This is a genomic window from Vibrio sp. 1580, assembly GCF_033340055.1.
The window spans coordinates 19,115-42,070 of sequence record NZ_JAWOVT010000007.1 but is presented as its reverse complement, the minus strand read 5'-3'; the positions used below and the strand labels follow the sequence as shown (position 1 = coordinate 42,070).

Here is a 22,956-nt window from a genome sequence, read left to right as displayed (position 1 = left end):
ATTTTTTTTTCAAAAAATTTCTACTTAATGCTTTCTAGCTTCTTACACACCCGAAAGTAATAGAAAAATCGAGATGGATTACCAACTTGGCGAAGTTACTAACTTCTGTGTTTCTCATTTTATCTCCCCTAGAACCGAAGATGTATTTCATACTCTCGTCGCTCACTCCGAGCCGCCATGGCTATTGTTAGCGTTTCAATTGCGATGGACTGAGAAATTTGATCGTTTTCTTCTGACAAGCTTCACTGGAGTATTCGATTGAATTTCAAAAGATTAGATCACCCCTTTTACAGTCTGGTCAGACCAATTGGTTAAAGTGTGATGTTAATCATTTGTTAATCTTAAGTTTCGGGAGTATATTTTCAAACAGTTGTTTAATACGAGTGATTAAAATGGCCCCGAGAACATCAACAAAAGAAAAAATACTCGATGTCGCAGAAGGACTCTTTGCTGAACATGGCTTTAATGATACTTCGCTAAGAACGATAACAGGTAAAGCTAACGTTAACTTAGCATCGGTAAACTATCACTTTGGCGATAAAAAAACGCTGGTTAGAGCGGTTTTAGATAGGTATTTAGAAGCGCTAATGCCGAGCATTAAGACTTCATTAATTGAGTTAAACACGCGCGATAGCTACAACATGGACGATGTCTTTGAGTCATTGCGATTACCTTTACGTACATTAAATGATGTACGCCCAAATGGTACTGCGCTATTTATGTTGTTAATTGGCCGCGGTTATACAGACGTTCAAGGTCATCTACGCTGGTTCATTACCACCAGATACGAAGAGGTACTGAACCTTTTCACTTTCTCGATAATGAAGGCGAACCCGGAACTATGTGAAGAACAGTTGTTTTGGCGACTGCACTTCACGTTAGGAACCTGTGTATTTACGATGGCTTCAAGCCAGGCTCTTTCGGAGCTGGCAGAAAGTAAGTTTGAAAAGGAAGTCGATGTGAAATCTGTCGTCGATTTACTGATTCCATATTTGTCAGCAGGAATGTCAGCAAAGCAGTTGGCATAAGACAAATAAGAAAGTTAAACCAATAATAAGATTATACCCAGAGCGGTTACGTGAACAAAAGGATCTGAACTATGAGCTCTCTACGAAGAAAATGGATTAGTGACCCGGCTTTTAAAGTGTTCAAAAAAGTATTGCCACCTCTGTCTAGCACCGAGAAAGAGGCGATGGAAGCGGGTAGTGTATGGTGGGATGCCGAACTATTCTCAGGCAAGCCAAACTTCACAACATTGCATCATTATCCAACGCCTACACTGACGGCAGAAGAGCAGTCATTTATGGATAATGAGCTTGAAACCCTGCTAGAAATGCTTGATGACCAGAAGATTGTCAAAGAAGACAGGGATTTACCGCCTGAAGTATGGGAGTACCTACGTAAAGAGCGATTTTTCTCTTTGATCATCTCGAAAGCATATGGTGGTCGTGAATTTTCCGCTTTGGCGAACTCAACCATTGTTTCTCGTATTGCGACTCGAAGTATCAGTACCGCAGTATCGGTAATGGTACCGAACTCTCTTGGTCCTGGTGAGCTGCTATCGCACTATGGTACGCAAGAGCAAAAAGATTACTGGTTGCCTCGTTTAGCTGATGGTACAGACATCCCTTGTTTCGCCCTAACTGGCCCTGAAGCGGGTTCTGATGCGGGTGGCATACCTGATCAAGGCGTAGTTTGTTACGGCACCCATGAAGGCAAAGAAGTGCTTGGCGTGCGAGTTAGTTGGAATAAACGCTACATCACGCTTGCGCCAGTTGCGACAGTGCTCGGGTTAGCATTTAAACTGCAAGATCCTGAAGGGCTACTTGGAGACAAGAAAGAGGTTGGCATTACATGTGCGTTGATTCCCGCTGACCATGAAGGTGTCGAGATAGGCGAGCGCCATGATCCTCTGGGGTCTGCGTTCATGAATGGCCCAACTCGTGGTGAAGATGTCTTCATCCCTATGGACTGGTTGATCGGTGGCGCTGATTACGCAGGTAAAGGTTGGCGTATGCTGGTTGAGTGTCTTTCTGCTGGTCGTGGTATCTCTCTTCCAGCGCTTGGCACAGCGATTGGTCACCTTACTACACGTACAACAGGTGCTTATGCTTACGTGCGTAAACAGTTTGGAATGTCGATCGGTAAGTTTGAAGGTGTTGCAGAAGCAATGGGGCGCATTGGTGGTCTTACTTACCTACTAGAAGCGACGCGTACGCTAACGACGACTTCTCTCGATATGAAAGAAAAACCTGGGATTGTAACCGCGATTGCCAAGTACCACATGACGGAAATCGCGCGTACCATTCTAAATGATTCGTTTGATATCCATGCGGGTCGTGCGATTCAAGATGGCCCAATGAACTATCTTGCTAAACATTACCTTGGTATCCCGGTTGCTATCACCGTTGAAGGCGCGAATATTCTGACTCGTAACCTGATGATTTTTGGTCAAGGTGCGACTCGATGTCACCCATATGTTCTAAAAGAAATGGAAGCAGCGGCGAATCCAGATTCTGAACAAGGTGCGAAAGAATTTGACAACTTACTCTTTAAACACATCAAGCACGCGCTCGGTAATACATTCGGTGCATTTGGTGCAGCACTAACTGGTTCTCGATTTGTTAACGCGCACATGAGTGGCCCAACGCAGCAATACTACAAAGACATTACTCGTCTCAGTCGTGCACTTGCAGTAAGTGCAGACTTTGCGATGTTAACCTTAGGTGGAGACTTGAAGCGTAAAGAAATGATCTCCGCACGTTTGGGTGATGGATTAAGCTATCTATACATGGCATCTGCTGCCTTGAAAAAGTATGAAGATGAAGGCCGTCAACAAGGCGATCTAGACTTCGTTCATTACGCTGTTCAACACTGTTTGTATAACGCTTCTAAGTCATTAAATGAGGCTTACACCAACTTCCCTGTGAAATACGTTGGCGGTGTGCTTAAGGGGCTATTGTTCCCGCTTGGTAATCATTTCAATAAGCCAAGTGATGAGCTGTGTGTGAATTTGGCTGAAGCGATGATGACGCCAGGCGCGCAACGTGATCGCCTCACGCATCTGTGCTACATCGGAAAATCAGAGGATGACAGCGTAGGCTTAATGGAGAATGCATTCCTTGCAATGTACGACATTAAACCTTTGGAGCGTAAACTTATGAAGGCTGCGAAGGATGGTAAAGTGGCTCGTAAAGGTCTGCTGCATGACCGTTTGCAGCAAGCATTTGAAGCAGGCGTGTTAACTGAGCAAGAAATTGATCAAATCATGGCTGCAGATAAATTGCGCTACAAGGCGATTCAAGTTGACCACTTTAGTCATGACTTTTCTGAAGTGCGAACTCATAGCCCAAAAAAGTCGCAGTTGAATCCGGCGGCATAATAGACAACTAATGTTAAGAAAAGCACCTCAATGAGGTGCTTTTTTGTATTCTTGGGGAGTGGATGGTGGGATAGTGCTCCAACCACTTGCCTTTTAAGAGCATTTTTACAGAAATTAGATGCGAAATCCCAACGAAACTTTTATCCTAACAAGGTTTTTTAAAGGAAGTTGAATATGATCATCAAACCTAGAATTCGTGGATTTATCTGTACTACAACGCACCCTGTTGGTTGTGAAGCTAACGTAAAAGAACAAATTGCGTACACCAAAGCGCAAGGTCCAATCAAAAACGCACCTAAGCGTGTTCTTGTTGTTGGTGCATCAAGTGGCTACGGTCTATCTTCTCGTATCGCTGCGGCATTTGGTGGCGGTGCATCAACTATCGGTGTTTTCTTCGAAAAAGAAGGTACTGAGAAGAAGCCAGGTACAGCAGGTTTTTACAATGCCGCTGCTTTTGAAAAGCTAGCGCGTGAAGAAGGTCTGTACGCAAAAAGCTTAAACGGCGACGCTTTCTCAAATGAAGCGAAACAGAAAACTATCGAGCTGATCAAAGAAGACTTAGGTCAAATCGATATGGTGGTTTACTCACTGGCATCTCCAGTACGTAAAATGCCAGAAACTGGTGAATTAGTTCGTTCATCTCTTAAACCTATCGGTGAAACTTACACATCAACGGCTGTTGATACCAACAAAGATGTGATCATCGAAGCTAGCGTTGAGCCTGCAACAGAAGAAGAAATCAAAGACACTGTCACGGTAATGGGCGGTGAAGATTGGGAACTTTGGATCAATGCGTTGTCTGATGCTGGTGTTCTTGCTGAAGGTTGTAAGACCGTCGCGTACAGCTACATTGGTACTGAGCTAACTTGGCCAATTTATTGGGATGGTGCACTAGGTAAAGCAAAAATGGACCTAGACCGTGCAGCGAAAGCGCTAAACGACAAGTTAGCAGCAACAGGTGGTAGTGCCAATGTTGCGGTACTTAAATCTGTTGTAACTCAGGCGAGTTCTGCAATTCCTGTTATGCCACTGTACATCGCAATGGTATTCAAGAAAATGCGCGAAGAAGGTGTACACGAAGGCTGTATGGAACAAATCTACCGTATGTTCAGCCAACGTCTATACAAAGAAGACGGTAGCGCGGCAGAAGTTGATGAGATGAACCGCCTACGTCTGGATGACTGGGAACTTCGTGACGACATTCAGCAGTACTGTCGTGAGCTATGGCCTCAAATTACGACTGAGAACCTAAAAGAGCTGACTGACTACGTTGAGTACAAAGAAGAGTTCTTGAAACTATTTGGTTTCGGCGTTGAAGGCGTAGATTACGAAGCGGATGTGAATCCAGCAGTTGAAGCAGACTTCATTCAAATCTAATCGAATCACAGACTAGATAATCAATAAACAAAAGGCGCTCATTGAGCGCCTTTTTGTATTTCATAGTCAAAGTGAGTATTAACTTAGTATTATCAGAATCGTACCAGCTAGCGTCATTAAAATATTCGCAATCGCATATGTACCCGCATAACCAAGGGCTGGGATGGTGGACTTAGCGTAGTCGTTAACGACATCCATAGCTGGAGCGCAAGTACGGGCGCCAATAATGGCACCGAAGAGCAGGGCACGGTTCATCTTGAGTACGTGTGCGCCAACTAAGTAAGCCAGAACCACAGGCACAACACTGACAATAAATGCCAAACCAATGACTTTTGGTCCTACTTGCGTTAGGTGCTCGAACATCTTTCCACCTGCACTTAGACCAATTCCCACCATAAAGAACATTAACCCTAGATCTTTGACCATATTCAGCGCCCCTTGTGGGACATAACCGAAAGTAGGGTGATTTGCTCGTAAGAAACCAAGCGTAATACCGGACAACAGAAGACCCACCGCATTACCCAAACTGAAAGACACCTGACCGAACGTCATTGTGATGAGGCCGAACAGAATACCCAAAATAAAGAAGCTACAAAAAGCGAGCAAATCGGCCATTTGACTGTGGATCGAGATGAAACCGATTTTTTCCGCCAGTCCATGTACTCGGCTTTTCTCGCCGCTCACTTGAAGGACGTCCCCTTTAGCGAGCACAATGTCTAAGTCCATAGGCATTTCAATCTGAGCGCGAACTACGCGGTTTAAGAAACAGCCAAACTCAGACAAATTCAAATCCGATAAACGCTTACCAGCGATAGCGTCACTTTTTACGACGATTTCTTCTTCAACGATGCGCAAATCAAGCAAGTTACGGTCGAATACTTCTTTACCATTACGGAAGCTAGGGTCTAAGCGAGCATGGCTGTCAGGGAAGCCAACCAGTGCAATTTCATCTCCCTCTTGCAAGATAGCATCACCATCTGGGTGGGCGAGAATACCATTGCGACGGATTCGTTCAATGTAACAGCCAGTTTGACGATAAATACCCAGTTCTCGCAAGTTTTTACCATCAGTCCAGTCAATTAGCTCTGGGCCCACTCGGTAAGCTCGAATAATGGGTAAATACACTTTTCTCTGGCTTGAATTTCCAAGGCCACGCTCTTGTGCGATTTGCTGCGCGGAATCAGAAAGGTTTTGTTTTTGCAGTTTTGGCAACAATTTAGCAAACATGATCATGCTAATTAAGCCGACCAGATAAGCCATCGCGTAGCCTACGGATAGATTTTCTAATACCAGAGAAAATTCCATATTCCGCGGTATAGTCGCAAGGCCAGAGTTAAGGGCATCTTGTGCACCAACCAGTACTGGCGTTGCGGTCAATGCGCCTGCCATCATACCGGCGGATAAGCCAAAATCGAGGCCGAAATAGTGACTCAAGCCATACGTTAAGCTGACCGCAGACACGAGAACAGTCATGCTTAAAATAAAATAATGCTTACCATCTCTGAAGAATATACCAAAAAAGTTTGGTCCAGCTTCAATGCCAACGCAGTAGATAAACAGCATAAAGCCAATGGTTAAAGCTTCTGCATTAAATGAGAAACCAAGGTGGCCCATTACCAAAGAGGTAATAAGAACGCCAATAGAGTTGCCTAATTGTAATTTGCCAAATCGAATTTTTCCGATGGCAAGGCCAATGGCTAATACGACGAAGATTAGAAGGATAGGGTTTTGCTCAAGAAGGTATACGACGTCTATGTTCACTGTGTGGCTCGGTAGAGTGTGTGCCAAAAAAGATTAAGAACTGTGAATTGTAACTAAATATAGCAAAAAGATAAGTGAATTTTTTTAGGTTTTACCATTAGTTGACTTAACGTAATAACCAGCTGAAAAATAATAAAAAAGCCGCATGAAGCGGCTTTTTTGAAAACAGTCTTTATTACTCGTCAAATAGACCTAGGTGCTCTTTCGCGTATGCTTCGAACTCGTCGCAGCCACCGATATGCTCTTGGTCGATAAAGATCTGAGGAACGGTTTCAACTGGTTTACCAACTGTTTTCTCAAGATCTGCTTTAGAAATACCTTCAGCGTGAATATCAACGTAACGGTAGTTGAAGTCATCACGTTTTGCTTTTAGCGTTTCTGCGTGCTCTTTTGCACGAACACAGAAAGGACATGCAGGGCGACCAAAGATAATAACGAACATAATCTTATTTCTCCTAAATCTATTCTTTTTTGAAAGCGTACAAAACATAGCGGCTGAGTACGCTTTCTTTTGTTGGAGTAACTATGCCCGATCCAGATACGGAAATAAAGTGGCAATTACCTCTTGGTTCTATAGGTGAAATCTATCGAATAAAAACTAAACGCGTGTTCTTATTTTACGGCTCTGAAGTATGTGAAGTGACGCATAAAAAACATACATTCTAAAGGGTTAATGATGGCAAGGTGGAATTGGTCAATTTTTTTTGTTTAAAAAAATAGCAATCTATTTTGGCTATACGCAAATAACTTCAACTCTAACATAAGTGTTAAATCAGAGGGCAAGAGGTTATTTGGGGATATTCTTTTGGGAGGGTGTGTATGTTTCAGTTTATGACTGCAACAAGGATTATATTTGGTGAAGGTGCACTTCAATCTTCATTATCCGTTATTAACCAATTTGGCTACAGTGTTTTGCTGGTCACTGGGCAGGATACCCAACGAGCCGCCCCCATTATCCAATATCTTAAATCTCAAAATATGCGTTACCAGCACGTAGCTATCGTTGGTGAACCATACATCACGATGGTAGAAGAGACCGCAGTGCTCGGTAGAAAATTCCAACCTGATATGGTGGTTGCGATAGGTGGTGGCAGCGTCATCGATATGGGCAAAGCCTTAGCTGCCATTATTCCCAATCAAGGCAATGTTTACGATTACGTAGAAGTGGTAGGAAGAAGCGTCCCTTTAAAAGCAAAGCCTCTTCATTTTATTGCAATTCCTACGACAGCAAGCACCGGTTCAGAAGTGACCAGAAATGCTGTGCTGAAATCTGGACAAGATAAAGTGAAAGTGAGTCTTCGAAGCCCTGATATGCTCGCAGACGTTGCCATTGTAGACCCGACACTTACTTACGGGACCGACCAATACACATCTGGACGTGGCGCAATGGATGCGTTCACTCATTTAATGGAAGCGTATGTGTGTGGTGAGCCAAACCCTCTTACTGATATGGTCTGCGAAGAGGGGCTACGCCGTTTAAGCCGTTCAGTGATTGCCGCTTGTAAGCAAGATAATCATAAGGCGCGCTCTGATTTATCGTTCGCTGCATTGCTTGGTGGTATGGCGATTACTAATGCCAAATTAGGTGCCGCTCATGGGTTAGCATCGGCGTTAGGAGGCAAGTTAGACGCCCCCCATAGCGTTATTACGGCTCGCCTAGCTCCGCACGTGATGCAGGAGAACATTAACGCCGCTAAACTCGCGGGTAGGAATGATGTGATAAGTCGTTATCGCAAGCTGGCCCAATTAGTCACTGAGCGAGTAAATGCTAACGAACACGATGGAATTCTTTGGGTAAATATGGTGCTAGATAAGTTAGCGTTACCGCTACTGGCTCAATTTGGAGTATGCCAAACCTCTTTTGAGCAAGTGGCGAATGATGCGCTTAAATCAATGGCAATCAAAGGGAATCCTTTACCTCTTAATCAGGAACGTTTGATACACATATTACAGCAAGTCTGTGATTGTAGCGGAGAGTGCGCAGCTGAGAGTGCACAACATGTCAGTTCTGTTGAAGTACTGGAATCAAGAACGGACTTATCGAGTGTCAACGACTTAGGGTGATTGCTCCCTTAGCAGCATTAAAACAAAAGGGGAGCCTTGAGCTCCCCTAGATAAAGTATTGACTAAGCTTTAGTGCTTAGTACTGGCTTAGTTTGTCATAGCGACTGTCTTTCAACGCATCTTTTACGCGTTTTAGGTTCTCACGGAAACCTGTACCACGGCGAAGAGTGAAGCCAGTTGCTAGCACATCAATCACTGTCATTTGTACAACTCGGCTTGCCATTGGCATGTAAACGTCGGTATCTTCTGGAATATCGAGCGTGATGGCCAGCGAGCTTGCCTTTTCTAGAGGAGAATCCTTCGCTGTAATCGCAATAACCGTTGCGCCATTTTCACGAGCAAGGTTCGCTATTTCTACCTGACTCTTTGTTCGACCGGTATGAGAAATAAGAACCACAACATCATTATCACTGCAGTTGATACAACTCATGCGCTGCATAACAATATCTTCAAAACAAGTAATTGGAATATTAAAGCGAATAAACTTGTTTTGTGCGTCTCGGGCAACAGAAGATGATGCACCAAGGCCAAAGAATGAAATGCGCTTCGCTTGCGTTAGCAAATCGACCGCACGGTTCACTTGCATTGGATCTAGGCTATTTTTCGCGACATCTAAACACGCCATCGTCGATTCGAAAATCTTATGGGTGTACGCGTCTGGGCCATCGTCTTCTTCCACATTACGGTTAACGTAAGGGGTGCCGTTGGCTAGGCTCTGTGCCAAGTGAAGCTTAAAATCTGGAAAGCCCTTGGTGTCCAGACGACGACAGAAGCGGTTTACAGTGGGCTCACTAACGTCGGCCATTTTAGCCAGCGTTGCAATGCTTGAATGAATTGCAGTTTGTGGAGACGCCATAATTACTTCCGCAACTTTGCGCTCTGACTTACTGAAATTCTCCAGGTTTTTTTGAATTTTTTCTAATGTATTCATAGTGTTCACGAGGGTATAGAGAACAACTCGCTGGCTCTGCTAACGAAAGGAAACACGAAGATTCCGGAGTAGAGTGGGGCGTTAACGAAAACAACCAGCGCCATAGAATCAGTATAAACCTGATCTTCAATCAGTCTAAACCAATAACGGGTACTATTTAGTGAGAATTTGACAGGCCTCAAACAAAATGTTGTAAAAACTACAGAATTGGATGTGTAAACGAAGTTTTGTTGCGCTAGTCGCACGATAATGATGTTTGAGTTACATCAAAACGAAAAAAAATTTCAAATTGATGTAACTCGATCTGGCTGTTAAGACGATTGAATATCAACAACCAGCTGTTGAATTCTTTTCATCAAATTTGGTGCTTGCTTGGCGATTTCGCGTTGTTCATCAAGCACTGAGCTCAAAATTTCTTTTGTGGTCAGTGGATTTGCCAAAACCACTCGAAACACTATCGTATTCATGCGTTGCCATTGGTCTGGGTTCAGTCTTGTACGTGAAACGAACGATTTGCCCGTTTCGCGCTGACGCTTTTGAATAAACTGTGTTAACTCATTGATCAGCTCATTCAGTTGTTCTTTTTGTGAGCCTTCTGCTTGTGCTAATGCTTCACGGATGAATGGCGGCAAATAACGGTATGTGAGCAGACAAAGCTCTGGTTCAGAAACTAACTCGAAATCATCTTGCTGTTTGATTAAATCCGCAAAGTATCGAGCTTTTTCAATGCTTTGGTCAATCAGAAGCTCGTAACCTGGGCGACTTATGATGTGCATTGCGGCGTAGACCAACATCGCCATGCCCGAACGTGAGCCTTCTAGTGTATGGCTGCCTAGGTCTTTTGAACCTTTGCGCAATATATATTGAGCGTGATGCTCTATGGATTTCATTGCGTCAGGGTCTTTGAACAGAACCATACCAGCGCCCATCGGGATATAGAGCTGCTTGTGTGCATCAATAGTTACTGAGTCTGCCATTTCCACACCTTTAAGAAGATGACGGTGATGGTTAGACATCAGTGTTGCGCCACCCCATGCGGCATCCACATGGAAGTGACAGCCGTGAGCTTGGCAGACTTCAGCGATTTCAGGCAATGGATCAACATTACCTGTCTCTGTTGTGCCAGCCACACCAATAACAGCAATAGGCTTGATGTTTTGTTTTTCGAGCTCAACAATTTTCGCTTTAAGGTCGTCGACAATAATACGGTTGTTGGCATCGGTTTTAACCGCAACCAAGCCCTCTTGGCCTAGCCCTAATACATCGGCTGCTTTCTTAAGGGAGTAGTGACCACGCTCAGACACTAGCACCGCTAAGCCATCATAGCCATAGTGCTTCATGGCTTTAAAAAGGCCTTCCTTCTCCACGCCTTTAAATGAGCCATTGGCTCTTAACGCTTTGTTACGTGCTACCCAAAGCGCAGTGATATTGGCAATGGTGCCGCCGGAACAAAATGCGCCTAATGAGTGGTTTGCACTGTGCATCCACTGATTGTAAAACGTATCATTCTGACCATATATCAAGCGATGCAGCATACCCAAAACTTGACGCTCAAGTGGCGTAAAGGCTTTGGAAGTCTCTATTTTTACCAGGTTTTGGTTTAAGGCGATCATGATCTTTGACAGTGGCATCAAGAAATAAGGCAGTGCCGATGTCATATGACCAATGAAGCTTGGTGAAGATGTGTGAACTGAGTGCGACACCAAAGTGTCGAGTAAGTGCTCTGTATGATCTGACACGAACTCTGGCTGCTCAGGAATCTGAGCAGAAGAAAAGTCTTTTTCGATTTCGCGTAAAGGCTTTTCTTCTGCCACGATGTGTTCACGAAGAAATTGATTTAGATTTCGCGAGAGGCTCTCGTCAATTTTAGTTAACGTTGAGTCCGGACCTTCTGGGACAGTGAAGATCTTTAGCAAGCTCTCAAAGCTAACATCAGCGGTTTTTTGTTCCTTAACCATAGCAAAGAATCTTTGTAGTTATTTTGGTAATGCGAGCGGCACAATCTAAACTAAAACGGGCGCAAAGTCCCGTTTTAATTGTTGAAACCCAAGTTGTAGAAATGAAAATTTTAGGTGAAGGTTACGATATTCACATTAAAAAATTCTAGATTGAGTACGTTAAAACACTCTGATGTTATCGAATGCTAATCAACGACTAATGCGAGCAATCTTAGTCACATTTCTGCTTTTCAATCTTTTCTATTGACTGATTGTACTTATTAAGTGCGGTATCAATTTGTTGGGGATGACTAAGCAGATCAGCGAATGCTGAACGAAGCTCGTAGTTTTTTGGGTGGTTAGTTGATTGACGGTCGCTAAATGTCTGTTTTGCAACTTCACCTAACTTATCGCTTCGGGTCGCTAACTGCTTAACGTCATGTTGCTCTAGTTTTAACCATGCTTCGATTGGCTGTTCCGTCGCAACGCGGCTAGGGTCGTTCTCTAGAAAGTAGTGAACCGCTTCGCGGTTTAATTCAAAGTGATGTTTACGTCCATCCAAGAACCATTGACTAACTTCTTTCAGATCTGGATATTGGGTAACCGTCAAATCAACAAGATCTTGATACCACTGTAGTGAGGCATCGACGTAGCCATCGTATTTGCTAGCAAGACATTGTTGATCTGCGGCAATCGTAAAAGTTGAGCTTGTAGCGAGGAGCGCTGCAACGACAAAGCGTTTCATTCTTCTTCCTTCTGGTTGTTATCCCTTTATTAACGCAATGCACATCAGTTGATGTTTATCCCTTCTTTCTATTTGGTCGTGACAAATCGTTGGGCTGAATGACGAAAAGAAAGAGGGGTCTTGCCAAAAAATATTGACCACTTTGACGTTAACTGGGTATTTAAATTTTTGCCGTATTGTAATGGATGTTAAAGCGAAAACCTGAGATCTAGCTAGCAAGTGATACAAAGAAAAGCATCATAACTGGTACCAATAAACTCAAAATAAAGCCGCTAACGATAGCAACAGGAACACAACGCACACCACCGGTGGTTTGAATAACGGGTAGGGTGAAGTCCATTGCTGTTGCACCGGCATAACCAATTGCGGTGCACGGATAGCTACGAATAAAGAGAGGAATGGCAACCAGTGCGACTAGCTCTCTCATCAATTCAATCAAGAACGACGCGCCACCAAATACCGGACCAAAAGCGTCACCCATTAAAATACCTGCGAGTGAATACCAGCCAAAACCTGAAGCCATTGCGAGTGCTTGATAAAGAGGAAGATCCAAAAACACCGCTGCAAGAACGCCACCAAGCATACACGTTGCGATGACCACGGCTGCAATGGCCATTCCTTGTTTATTTAATAGGATTTGACGCAGAGTAAGCCCACTATTGCGCAGCTGAATACCAATAAAAAATAGAAGTAGAAAGAGTATCCATTCGCTTGCTGTATCTACCCAACTCAAATCAATGGGTAACAGCAGGCCAACCACTAACCCTCCGCCAACGACCACGATAAGCTTAACAGACTCTAAAGCCATCGAAGATAACGGTAGCTTCTTTTGATTCTGATTGGTCTGGAGTGGAATAATTTTATCAATAATAGGCAGAGCCAACAGGTTGCAGGCACTTAGACACAAAAAAAACGTACTCGCATAGAGGAGAATACTTTGTAAGTTGCTGCTTAAATTATCGAGCGCCGCCAAACTAAGACCCATCAACGACAAGATGACGTAAATAAGGTAGGACGTTGACTGATTGATCTTCTCCAATAACGAAGATCGAGATATAGGAATTAGATACCCCACCACAAGCGGAGCGAAAATAAATAGCATCCCTGAAAACATAAAGCTCAATGATTCCTTTTTGAGATAACATCAACACGCATAAATCAAATTATCTATCGGTTGAAATTAAAGACATTTCACCACACACAGCTCAGCCTTGAGCGAATCGTTTTATCACGGATAAGGTATTATCAGAAAGCGATAAATTACAAACCGCTAGCATTGAGTACAGCACGGATTTGATCATTGAAGTCAGTATCACTCATGTTACTAAGTTCATACAAGACTTCTGCACCAGTTAAGTTGAATTCAACTTCGTGTTCGTCAATGCGTTCATCGTGATTGCGGAACATCAATAAATGATGCGCAATTCTAGCGATGTCGAGATAACTCACTTCTGGTCGCGTTAATTCGTATTTTTCGTTTGAGGATACTTCTCTGAAGTCGTTGTCAAACCCCCAACGCTCAAGCACCAGTTTACTTGTGGCAGAACAACGTGTTTGGAAGATCTGCAATGCAATATCTGGGTCTAAGTAATTGCCCCTATCTAAGTACAAGTGGTACTCATTAATTAGACAAAATAATCCTATATCGGCTAATAGACCGACCAATAACGCCTTTTCTTGCTCTAGATGACCATAAGTGCCTGGCTCGTGGCTACGAAACGATTGAACCAACATCACCATGACGGCACCGAGCTCACGAGATATCGCCGCACTCTTCACCAAGATGGCATTGCATTCTTTAGTGAGATTAACTGAGTGTTTAAGTTGCTCGATCGCTTGTGCGGTAACAATATCACGTACACGAAGTATTCCGAGACGAGATACCGCTGTAGTTAAGTCGTTGCAGGTGATATTTCTGCGATTGAAAATCACAGAGTTAGCGACTCGTAAAACGACCGCTGCTAATCCGGGATCTTCCAATAAACAGTTAGCAACATCGGCAATCGTGGTGTGTTCTTCGACACATAACTGCTGAATTTTAAGCACGACATCAGGAATAGGAGGTAACGAAATCTTACCCGTGGAGATGGACTGTTCTACCAGCTGAGCAAACTCGGATTCCAGTGCGTTTATAAGCTTATCTTTATTATTTGGCAGCCAAAAAAATGATAAATGTTCCATTGTGACGCTGTACTTGAGATCTTTCGTACAGTGTACCCTTACAGCGTATTCTTTATCAATTAAATGCGTATTATGTGCCCGTAATTGCCAGCGAGATCATAATGATGGCGCGTTTTAGGCATGCTATGCGTCAAAAAAATATCACCACACGAACAATAAGTGTGAAACTAATCACGTATGCAGAATTTATACTTTTTTATATGTGACCTATGTCCTAACTTATTTTTCAACGTTAAGTATGATTAAGCAAGTTGGTGAGCACAACTCACAAAAATATCGCCAACAAATCGACATTTATAATTCGCTATAAGCTGCTGTTTATCTGGTGACATCGCTAATCGGGGTAATTTATTCAGATTAAAGAGGTCAATGGACATGACAGACCAAGCTTTTTTTAAATATGTACGCACCTTCAGTGAGTACCAAAAACGTTCTATGTTCGGTGGTATTGGTTTATTCACCGATGATGCTATGTTTGCGCTTGTCAGCAATGATTGCTGCTACTTACGTGGTGGTAATGGGCTAGATGAAGTGTTTACTCAACTGAGCTGTGAGAAGTATAAGCACGTCAAAAAACAGACGACGGCAACCGTAAATTATTATGATGTAACCGATTTATTCGAATCCGGATATGTAGGGCTTGATGAACTGGTACAGAAATCAATTGAATACTCAATTAAGGAACGGAAATATCAAAAGTCCTCTGCCAGTAGACGCTTAAGAGACTTACCCAACATGCAACTAACCCTTGAACGTATGGTCAAGAAAGCCGGTGTTGATGACGTAGAAACCTTTTTAGAACTTGGACCTGTAAAAGTCTTCAACAAAGTTAAAACGGCTTACGGTAATGATGTTGATGTAAAGCTACTGTGGAAATTTGCTGGTGCAACTGATGGCGTACATTGGAAACTGATCCAAGAGCCGCGTAAAAAACAGTTATTGGCACTGTGTGACTAAGCGAAGCTGATCGCACAATGATTGACTCGTTTCGATGGAGTTAGCGGGTCGTAAAGGCAAGTGTGAAAAGCGGAAAAAGGACGTTGAAGTTTTTTACCACTTCATTGAGTTAGTCATTAAATTAGACAAAAAAACCGAGGCAGAGACCTCGGTTTTTGTTTTTTTAATTTGCTCTTTTCTTACAGCACAAATCTTAAAACTTAAAACGCGTAGTGAACATTACCTGATCACCGTAAAAATCGTTGATACGTGCTTCAGCACCCAAAGAGAAAAGCTCTGTTGAGTGGAATCGAGCGTAGGCAGAGCCAGTCCAATCGTCATCGTTATCGATAGAAACGTAGCCGACTTTGCCGCCTACTTCTAATTGAGGGCCCAACCATTGACGAACACCTAAGTTAAGCTCCATACCAACATCTGTGCTGCTCTCATTCGAAGGTTGCACAACGCGCATTAGCATTTCACCAGTAAGATCTGCCCAGTTGTTTAGCGGAGAATGGAAGCCAAAGCCTGCAGCTGAGTCAAAATCACTTTCAAACTCAGAGTCAATACGAGCAATCACATGCGCGTTCGGGTGAATTGATTTGCTGAATCCAGCACCAAATGTCACAGGACTTGCGCCAATACGTGCTTCGAAATAGTCGTAGCTAAAGTTGCTCATAGTTGCTGGCGCATTGCGATCGTTTGCAGCTAGGGCATGGCTTGATGCCACTAGTAAGGCAGCGGCTAATAGTGTTTTACGCATAACTAACGATAAACCTTGTTCATTATTTCCATGGATTCAAGCAACCACTTGAACCGTAATCTGATTTGTCCGACATCATAATAAAAAGGAAGGTCGACGACCAACAAAAATGTGTCGATGTTTTGTCAATTAACTTAATAGTTCCTTGGTTTAAGCAAAAACTACGCCATATACGTAGTGTCCGAGAATTTCACTCGGACAAGTAACGATGTTTTTCTAACCTCGTTCGACTATGCGAGGTTAGGTGGTGCAATGAGCATCGTTGAGTTCAAGTTAGAACCAAACACTTTATTACTCGCCAAAGCTTGCTCTTCTTTCTGCCATGGCGTTGAGGATTGCCTCAGAATCAAGGGTTTGAGTCCAGGATAGCAGGTTATCATCATTCTCAATCACAAACGCGGTAAGCTGAGACACGATTGCCTTTCTCAATGCTTCGCCTTTCCAAGGTTTGGCAATGTAATAATCGAGACTCGCGTTATTTACGGCTTCTACGGTGTCTTCCAAACCGGCTTGTCCTGTGAGTAAAACTTTGCGCGCTGCTTTTGTGTCACCATTTTGACTGAGTTCGATTAAGAAGCTGATCCCAGTTTGTTCCGGCATAATGTGGTCACATAAAATGAGCGCAAGCTGAACTTCTTCTTCCGCCATTTCCTCGATCACTTGCCTTGCTTCAGTGACTGATTCCGCTCCCTCGACAATAAAATGTTCCTCAAAGGGAGCGAGATCCTGGAGCACGCTATCCAAGACTTCTCGTTCGTCATCGACACATAAAATTAAATACTTGGTCATGTTTCATCTCCTTCTTCGATGACTGGTAACCAGACGGTCATTCGTGTGAACTGGCCGATCTCTGATTCGACGTCAATCCACCCTCTGTGTGCTGTTACGATTTGCTGGCAGATGGACAGCCCGATACCTAAGCCAAAATTACCTTCTTTTTTTGTGGTGAAGTTCAGCTCGAAAATGGCGTCTCTTTGCGATTCAGGAATGCCACATCCATTATCTTCAAATGAGATAACGGCATAATGTGTGTGCTCTTTTTCTACAAGGCGTGTTTGTATGTTTAACACACCTTTCTCTGGAAATGCGTCAATGGCGTTAGAGACCAAGTTCGTCCACACCTGTTGGAGTGCGATCGGTTGACAAAGGATGGAAGGCAAGTTTGCATAGTCGGTTGAAACTTGGTGCATTTTTAATTTGTTCTCGAAAATCACCAAGGTGTCTTCAATGCCCTCATGAATATCGGCATAGTGCAGGGTCTCATCATCTGACCGAGCATATCCTTTCAGGCTTTTTACCATATCAGCAATTCGTGCTGCACAGACATTAATTGAGCGAAGTGTAGAACCTGCTTTGTGGTATTGCTCTAGTGTATTGAGAGCATGATAAGACGCTTGCTGCTTTCTCGTTAGTTGGGTAAGTAGCTCTTGATCGGACTCTAATCCAAGGCTCACCACTTTTTTTGCCAATGCTCGGTCTGGAAGAGTATGGCTAAGCGCTTTTACGCGTGATCTGAGCTCAGCGGTTGAAGCGGGTTTTGAGGTTTGCGCTTTGCTCAGTAATTCAATGCCTTTGGTTTGTATATCGGAACTTGGCGCATCGTTAAGTAATCGTTCTAGCGTATGCGTTAAATTCTCTACGCCCCTCAATATCGCGGCTACTGGATTGTTTAGTTCGTGGGCCACTCCCGCAACCAATTGACCAAGCATCGCCATTTTTTCTCTTTCAATGAGCTGCTGGTGGGCTGATTCTAAAGATTCGAGCGTTTTTTGAAGTTGCAGTTTGGTGTTGATGCTTCTTTGCAATCGGCGGTTGAAGTGGCGTAAAAGCAAGTTTGTAAAAAGAGGCAGTAAGTTTGAGTCGCTTTGCATCACTTTATTGAATACGTTGCGATCGAGTTTGATAACTTCTGTTTTGGTTAGTGTTAGAGCTGTCGAGAAAGAACATTCCCCAGTAACAAACGACATGCCTCCGACAATATTCCCTTTGTTATGGCGTACAACCTCTCGCTGCATGCCTTGCTCATCGCGCTTGTACAGAGCCACTTCACCTTCGGTGATAAACCACAAAAAGCAATTTGGCTCGCCTTCCACGGTTAATAAGTGTTCAGGTGAGTATGTACGGCACGCTCTTGTTTCGTCATTATCTTTAAAAAATTGCTGGAGAGCGGAGATCACTTGCTCGGCTAACTCGGCATCAGACATCGAGTGGTAGTCGTGTAAGAATCCGGCTTGATAATGGCTCATCTGGTTATTGATGTGCGCTCGCAACAAGCTGTGATGATCCAATATCTGACTGTAACTTAGCAGGTCTTCTTTACCGTTTCGCAATATAAATTGGGTCAGCTCTTTTTGCACTGTGTTAAATAAGACGTGATCTGGCAAAGGTTTAGTGAGGCAGTGGTCGAGCCTGCCCTCATTAACGGCAGTGAGAATTGCCTCTATATCAGACGAGCAGCTAATAAGAATTTTTCTTGCTTGCTCGGTATGTGGCATCCGGTCTAAACCAATAAGAAAATCCACGCCGTTAAAATGAGCGTGATGGCTCGCTATAACTAAAGCAACAGTCTGTTCTCTTTCTTCTAGATACTCTAAAGCGCTTTGAGCCTCTTCTATCGATTCGACAGAAAATATATCAAACTTACTTGAGAAGGCAGACAGCTCCAATCGAAACTGTTCAGCACTGATTGGGTTGTTGTCGAGACACAACACAGCATAACGATTCACAGATGTTTTAGCTCCGGTTAAAACTTCGCCACGCAAACTTTAACAATAAAAGGACATGATGAGTGGGAGCCAAGTATGATTCCTGATTAATGGACTAGAATAAGCATCAATAGTCTGATTTGTCTCAATGTTTTCTCCACAGGTGGTTTGGGGTAGACTGACCGAAAATATCTAATAAGTGACGTTATGCAAAATCTTAAAAAAATCGGCGCCATTGGTGGTGCTATCTCATTAGCACTGTGTTGGCCATTGGCTGTCGGACAAATTGGTCAGTCCATCATTGAAGATGGTATTACCAATATGAATGATGAAATGATTAAAGGCGAAGTGGTCGAGTATCAGCGTGGCTATTTGTCTTCAGTCGTGCTGACTCGTTATTCAGTTGTTGATCCTGAGCTTAAAACGCAGTTAGAGCGTGATGGTATGCCAACGACGTTTGACGTAACCAGTGATGTTAGCCACGGTCTAACAAGCCTAACAGCAGATTCAAAATTGGTGGACAATGACTTTTTGCCTCTCACGATGCATAGCCAGACTCAACTAAATGGCAATACAGCATTTATCCTCGACCTAGACAGTTGGCATTATCGTAACGAAGCGCAAGGTGTTTCTGTTTCTACAAGCCCCGCAAAAGTAACAGGTGATGTGACGGTATTGGGTGATCTCAATTACCAAGTTTCCGTTCCTTCTGTTCAAGTGGATTTTGAAAACGGTGAAGAGCTTCATCTGAATGCATTGACAGGGCAAGGTAAAGGAAAGCAAGCAAAAGGCTACTGGTTAGGCGAGCAGTCTTTCTCTCTAGAGAAGCTGGATGTGGTTGATGCGAACTTGACGCCTGTCTTTTTGATTGAAAATGCGAGCTACCGTGGTAACACTACGATGAGTGAGTCTGGTGATAAGCTGAACAGTCAATTAAACCTAGATGCTAAGAAACTACGTTTAACTGATGGGACGGATGTCGATAACTTTAAGTTGGATTTCTCAATTGCAGATGTGGATAGCCAGTCTTTTGATCAAATTATGTCTATCTATCAAAGCTCTCCTATGTTAGATGAGCAGGAAATTGCGAATTTATTGCCGCATGTCGATACGCTGTTTAGCAAAGGTTTTGATTTATCCGTGAACGAGCTTTCACTCGCGTTCGGTGACGGCAAGTTCCACAACGAGTGGCAACTATCCATCCCTGAAGGTACTAAGCATATTACTCAAGATCCAATGAAGTTGGTGACGGCCACTACTGGTGAACTTAGCACTTACTTCTCTGATGAATTAGTAACGCATTACCCATTTATTCAAGAAGGGATTGATGAGCTCCTTATTATGGAGTTGATCGAAAAAGTAGAGGGCGGTTATCAATTAAAAGCAGAAATTGGTGAAGGCAAATTGAAGTTCGAAAATGGGCATGAGTTCCCATTGGTGGCTCTACTTATGCCTGCTTTGATGCAGCAACAGTAATTCGTGTTGTTGCGAATTTGTTCCAATTCAACGCTTAGTCTTTAAAAAGAGGTCGTAAGACCTCTTTTCTTGTTTTTATCACTGCAAAAACGTGATATTAATTTCGTAATATTTACATAGCAGGAGCAATGAGCATCATGGAACAAAATACGGACAACGTATTTAACTTCAGTGCAGGACCAGCAGGTCTGCCTAAAGCAGTTATGCAGCAAGCACAACAGGAACTAATCGATTGGCAAGGCCTTGGTACTTCGGTCATGGAAATCAGCCACCGAAGCAAAGAGTTCATCAAAGTTGCAGAAGAAGCCGAGCAGGATTTACGTGATCTTCTGAATATTCCGGACAACTATAAAGTGCTGTTCTGCCAAGGTGGTGCTCGTGCTCAGTTTGCTGCTGTTCCTCTAAACTTACTTGGTGATGCCGATATGGCAACTTACATCGATGGTGGTTATTGGGCTGAAAGCGCGGTAGCTGAAGCGAAAAAATACTGCGAACCAGACGTGTTTGATGCAAAAACAGAAATCAACGGGAAAGTCGCGGTTCTACCTGCAAGTGAATGGAAAATTGCTCCAGAAGCGGCTTACGTTCACTTCTGTCCAAATGAGACCATTGATGGTATTGAGATTAACGATCTTCCTATCACCGACAAACCGATTGTTGCTGACATGTCTTCGACAATTCTTTCTCGTGAAATCGATGTGTCTAAATACGGTGTGATTTACGCGGGCGCTCAGAAAAATATTGGTCCTTCCGGCATTGCTATTGCTATCGTGCGCGATGATTTATTAGGTATGGCGAAGCAGGTACTACCAAGTATTTTGGATTACACTGTTTTGGCAGAAAAAGAATCAATGTTCAACACGCCACCAACATTTGCATGGTACTTGTCTGGTCTTGTTTTCAAATGGCTGAAGGCACAGGGTGGAGTAAAAGCAATTGAGCAAGTGAACCGCGCTAAAGCCGCGCTACTGTATGATTACATCGATCAGTCTGATTTCTACCGTAATGGCGTGCACTCAGCAAACCGTTCTTTGATGAACGTGCCATTTCAACTTGCTAAGCCTGAACTGGATGCAACCTTCCTTGAGCTAGCAGACTCTAAAGGGCTGAAAGCGCTAAAAGGTCACCGAGCAGTTGGTGGTATGCGAGCATCCATTTATAACGCAATGCCGCTAGAAGGTGTTCAAGCGTTAGTAGACTTCATGCAAGAGTTTGAGAAAAACTACGCGTAAGCTCAAACTGATAGTTGTTCTCCAAAGCGTCGCTATTGCGGCGCTTTTGTTTATCTCAACTCACATCATTCCAGGAAGGTAAAATGACCAAGGCAAATATTGAAGCGCTGACTAAGCAGTTCCCACTCTTGGCTGCACTTATTGATCTTGAAGAGGTTTGTTGGTTCAACCCCCATATCACTTCCTTGGAGGAAGGCTTACCTCATGTCGGGTTAGATGAAAAAGATATTCAAGCGGCGAGTGAACGGCTAACACGATTTGCGCCTTATTTGATGAAAGCGTTTCCCGAAACGGAAACGTCGCGTGGCGTTATTGAGTCCGCAGTGGTGGATATTCCCAATATGAAAGTGCGTTTGGAGCAGCAATACGACACGCCAATATTGGGCCGTTTAATGCTCAAAAAAGACAGTCATTTGCCAATTTCTGGTTCGATCAAAGCGAGAGGTGGTATTTATGAAGTGCTCACTCATGCAGAAAAGTTGGCGTTTGAAGCCGGCTTGCTCTGTGAAAGCGATGATTACAGCAAATTGTTCAGCAATGAGTTTCGGCAGTTTTTTAAGCCGTACAGTATTGCGGTTGGCTCAACCGGCAATCTTGGTATGTCCATCGGCATCATGAGTGCGAAGTTGGGTTTTTCAGTTTCAGTCCACATGTCTGCGGATGCGCGGGAATGGAAGAAAAATAAGCTCCGGTCACATGGTGTTAATGTCGTAGAGCACCAGGAAGATTATGGTATTGCTGTCGCGCAAGGTCGTAAAGAGGCAGAAAAAGATCCCAACTGTTTCTTTATCGATGATGAAAACTCACGGACGCTGTTTCTAGGTTACTCTGTTGCGGGTGAGCGTCTTAAGCAGCAATTTGATGACTTGGGAATCGTGGTTGATGAGCATCATCCATTGTTTGTTTATCTTCCTTGTGGTGTTGGCGGCGGGCCTGGTGGGGTGGCATTTGGCTTGAAGGTAGCATTTGGCGAGCATGTCCACTGTATTTTCGCAGAGCCAACGCACTCACCGTGCATGCTGTTGGGCGTACATACAGGCTTGCATGACGATATTTCGGTACAAGATTTGGGTATCGATAACATCACCGCCGCTGATGGTTTGGCAGTCGGGCGTGCCTCGGGATTTGTCGGAAGAGCGATGGAAAGGCTACTTGATGGTTTTTACACCATTGATGACGCTCGTATGTATCACCACTTGGGTGAGTTAAGTGAACTGGAAGGTATTAATCTAGAGCCTTCTGCATTAGCCGGTATGATTGGGGCAGTGCACGTCTCGAATAACCATGCTTATCAGTCTCGAATGAAATTTGACGAAGAAAAACTCAAAAACGCAACACATCTTGTTTGGGCAACAGGTGGGGGCATGGTTCCGGAAGATGAAATGGCGGCTTATCTCAAAAAATCTGGTCGGTAAATCAGCACTGTATACGTGCTTAATTAGGTAACTAATAATACAGGAATAACA

18 protein-coding genes are annotated in these 22,956 nt (G+C 43.6%); 8 read left to right on the top strand and 10 right to left on the bottom strand.

Annotated elements, in window-relative coordinates:
* Positions 1-392 precede the first annotated feature (392 nt).
* The 3 genes from R7093_RS12740 to fabV all read left to right on the top strand — a co-directional run bounded on the left by R7093_RS12740 (position 393) and on the right by fabV (position 4,759).
* A complete protein-coding gene (locus R7093_RS12740) occupies positions 393-1,028 on the top strand; it encodes a TetR/AcrR family transcriptional regulator (RefSeq protein ID WP_005378033.1) in 636 nt (211 codons plus the stop codon).
* 71 nt (positions 1,029-1,099) lie between these two features.
* On the top strand, positions 1,100-3,382 hold the full coding sequence (locus R7093_RS12735; RefSeq protein WP_017634878.1) for an acyl-CoA dehydrogenase: 2,283 nt from the start codon (positions 1,100-1,102) through the stop codon (positions 3,380-3,382).
* A gap of 174 nt (positions 3,383-3,556) precedes the next feature.
* Complete coding sequence (fabV, locus tag R7093_RS12730) at positions 3,557-4,759, top strand: enoyl-ACP reductase FabV (protein WP_047100730.1); 1,203 nt, start codon at positions 3,557-3,559, stop codon at positions 4,757-4,759.
* A 78-nt stretch (positions 4,760-4,837) separates the two neighbouring features.
* Here the strand turns inward: fabV and R7093_RS12725 are convergent, their stop codons facing one another.
* Together R7093_RS12725 and R7093_RS12720 are read right to left on the bottom strand one after the other, a co-directional pair.
* Complete coding sequence (locus tag R7093_RS12725) at positions 4,838-6,520, bottom strand: aspartate:alanine antiporter (protein WP_005378028.1); 1,683 nt, start codon at positions 6,518-6,520, stop codon at positions 4,838-4,840.
* Positions 6,521-6,695: 175 nt separating this feature from the next.
* Complete coding sequence (locus R7093_RS12720; RefSeq protein ID WP_318146681.1) at positions 6,696-6,962, bottom strand: GrxA family glutaredoxin; 267 nt, start codon at positions 6,960-6,962, stop codon at positions 6,696-6,698.
* Positions 6,963-7,339: 377 nt separating this feature from the next.
* Between R7093_RS12720 and R7093_RS12715 the strand changes: the two genes are divergently transcribed.
* Positions 7,340-8,584, top strand: coding sequence for an iron-containing alcohol dehydrogenase (locus R7093_RS12715; RefSeq protein WP_047100729.1), 1,245 nt, complete (start codon positions 7,340-7,342; stop codon positions 8,582-8,584).
* A gap of 76 nt (positions 8,585-8,660) precedes the next feature.
* Here the strand turns inward: R7093_RS12715 and R7093_RS12710 are convergent, their stop codons facing one another.
* The 5 genes from R7093_RS12710 to R7093_RS12690 all read right to left on the bottom strand — a co-directional run bounded on the left by R7093_RS12710 (position 8,661) and on the right by R7093_RS12690 (position 14,378).
* The gene (locus R7093_RS12710) at positions 8,661-9,515 is read right to left on the bottom strand and encodes a MurR/RpiR family transcriptional regulator (protein ID WP_005378021.1); all 855 of its coding nucleotides are present in this window, start codon (positions 9,513-9,515) and stop codon (positions 8,661-8,663) included.
* Between the two features lie 311 nt (positions 9,516-9,826).
* The gene (panP, locus tag R7093_RS12705) at positions 9,827-11,473 is read right to left on the bottom strand and encodes a pyridoxal-dependent aspartate 1-decarboxylase PanP (protein ID WP_047100728.1); all 1,647 of its coding nucleotides are present in this window, start codon (positions 11,471-11,473) and stop codon (positions 9,827-9,829) included.
* A gap of 211 nt (positions 11,474-11,684) precedes the next feature.
* Positions 11,685-12,197, bottom strand: coding sequence for a hypothetical protein (locus tag R7093_RS12700; protein WP_025766848.1), 513 nt, complete (start codon positions 12,195-12,197; stop codon positions 11,685-11,687).
* A 208-nt stretch (positions 12,198-12,405) separates the two neighbouring features.
* Positions 12,406-13,311 carry a lysine exporter LysO family protein gene (locus R7093_RS12695; protein WP_025766847.1) on the bottom strand — a complete coding sequence of 302 codons (906 nt, stop codon included), beginning with the start codon at positions 13,309-13,311 and terminating at the stop codon, positions 12,406-12,408.
* 146 nt (positions 13,312-13,457) lie between these two features.
* On the bottom strand, positions 13,458-14,378 hold the full coding sequence (locus R7093_RS12690; protein WP_025766846.1) for an HDOD domain-containing protein: 921 nt from the start codon (positions 14,376-14,378) through the stop codon (positions 13,458-13,460).
* 369 nt (positions 14,379-14,747) lie between these two features.
* On the opposite strand from R7093_RS12690, the gene R7093_RS12685 reads away from it, so the two are divergent.
* Positions 14,748-15,335, top strand: coding sequence for a TfoX/Sxy family DNA transformation protein (locus R7093_RS12685; RefSeq protein WP_005378007.1), 588 nt, complete (start codon positions 14,748-14,750; stop codon positions 15,333-15,335).
* A gap of 193 nt (positions 15,336-15,528) precedes the next feature.
* Here the strand turns inward: R7093_RS12685 and R7093_RS12680 are convergent, their stop codons facing one another.
* The 3 genes from R7093_RS12680 to R7093_RS12670 all read right to left on the bottom strand — a co-directional run bounded on the left by R7093_RS12680 (position 15,529) and on the right by R7093_RS12670 (position 18,803).
* Entirely contained in the window at positions 15,529-16,077 is a 549-nt protein-coding gene (locus tag R7093_RS12680; RefSeq protein ID WP_005378006.1) for a hypothetical protein, read from the bottom strand.
* A gap of 291 nt (positions 16,078-16,368) precedes the next feature.
* Positions 16,369-16,866, bottom strand: coding sequence for a response regulator (locus R7093_RS12675; RefSeq protein WP_047100727.1), 498 nt, complete (start codon positions 16,864-16,866; stop codon positions 16,369-16,371).
* Complete coding sequence (locus R7093_RS12670; RefSeq protein WP_047100898.1) at positions 16,863-18,803, bottom strand: ATP-binding protein; 1,941 nt, start codon at positions 18,801-18,803, stop codon at positions 16,863-16,865. Before R7093_RS12670 ends, R7093_RS12675 begins: the two co-directional genes overlap by 4 nt.
* Before the next feature lie 186 nt (positions 18,804-18,989).
* On the opposite strand from R7093_RS12670, the gene R7093_RS12665 reads away from it, so the two are divergent.
* The 3 genes from R7093_RS12665 to R7093_RS12655 all read left to right on the top strand — a co-directional run bounded on the left by R7093_RS12665 (position 18,990) and on the right by R7093_RS12655 (position 22,905).
* Positions 18,990-20,258 carry a DUF945 family protein gene (locus R7093_RS12665; protein ID WP_042521988.1) on the top strand — a complete coding sequence of 423 codons (1,269 nt, stop codon included), beginning with the start codon at positions 18,990-18,992 and terminating at the stop codon, positions 20,256-20,258.
* A 137-nt stretch (positions 20,259-20,395) separates the two neighbouring features.
* A complete protein-coding gene (serC, locus tag R7093_RS12660) occupies positions 20,396-21,490 on the top strand; it encodes a 3-phosphoserine/phosphohydroxythreonine transaminase (RefSeq protein ID WP_042521986.1) in 1,095 nt (364 codons plus the stop codon).
* An 83-nt stretch (positions 21,491-21,573) separates the two neighbouring features.
* A complete protein-coding gene (locus R7093_RS12655) occupies positions 21,574-22,905 on the top strand; it encodes a D-serine ammonia-lyase (RefSeq protein ID WP_042521984.1) in 1,332 nt (443 codons plus the stop codon).
* The last annotated feature ends 51 nt before the right edge of the window (positions 22,906-22,956 follow it).

Coding starts and splice junctions, on each gene's coding strand:
- panP (WP_047100728.1), bottom strand. CDS start 11,473: ATGGTTAAGGAACAAAAAACCGCTGATGTTAGCTTTGAGAGCTTGCTA.
- R7093_RS12680 (WP_005378006.1), bottom strand. CDS start 16,077: ATGCGTAAAACACTATTAGCCGCTGCCTTACTAGTGGCATCAAGCCAT.
- R7093_RS12740 (WP_005378033.1), top strand. CDS start 393: ATGGCCCCGAGAACATCAACAAAAGAAAAAATACTCGATGTCGCAGAA.
- fabV (WP_047100730.1), top strand. CDS start 3,557: ATGATCATCAAACCTAGAATTCGTGGATTTATCTGTACTACAACGCAC.
- R7093_RS12685 (WP_005378007.1), top strand. CDS start 14,748: ATGGACATGACAGACCAAGCTTTTTTTAAATATGTACGCACCTTCAGT.
- R7093_RS12675 (WP_047100727.1), bottom strand. CDS start 16,866: ATGACCAAGTATTTAATTTTATGTGTCGATGACGAACGAGAAGTCTTG.
- serC (WP_042521986.1), top strand. CDS start 20,396: ATGGAACAAAATACGGACAACGTATTTAACTTCAGTGCAGGACCAGCA.
- R7093_RS12665 (WP_042521988.1), top strand. CDS start 18,990: ATGCAAAATCTTAAAAAAATCGGCGCCATTGGTGGTGCTATCTCATTA.
- R7093_RS12690 (WP_025766846.1), bottom strand. CDS start 14,378: ATGGAACATTTATCATTTTTTTGGCTGCCAAATAATAAAGATAAGCTT.
- R7093_RS12700 (WP_025766848.1), bottom strand. CDS start 12,197: ATGAAACGCTTTGTCGTTGCAGCGCTCCTCGCTACAAGCTCAACTTTT.
- R7093_RS12715 (WP_047100729.1), top strand. CDS start 7,340: ATGTTTCAGTTTATGACTGCAACAAGGATTATATTTGGTGAAGGTGCA.
- R7093_RS12735 (WP_017634878.1), top strand. CDS start 1,100: ATGAGCTCTCTACGAAGAAAATGGATTAGTGACCCGGCTTTTAAAGTG.
- R7093_RS12695 (WP_025766847.1), bottom strand. CDS start 13,311: ATGTTTTCAGGGATGCTATTTATTTTCGCTCCGCTTGTGGTGGGGTAT.
- R7093_RS12710 (WP_005378021.1), bottom strand. CDS start 9,515: ATGAATACATTAGAAAAAATTCAAAAAAACCTGGAGAATTTCAGTAAG.
- R7093_RS12720 (WP_318146681.1), bottom strand. CDS start 6,962: ATGTTCGTTATTATCTTTGGTCGCCCTGCATGTCCTTTCTGTGTTCGT.
- R7093_RS12655 (WP_042521984.1), top strand. CDS start 21,574: ATGACCAAGGCAAATATTGAAGCGCTGACTAAGCAGTTCCCACTCTTG.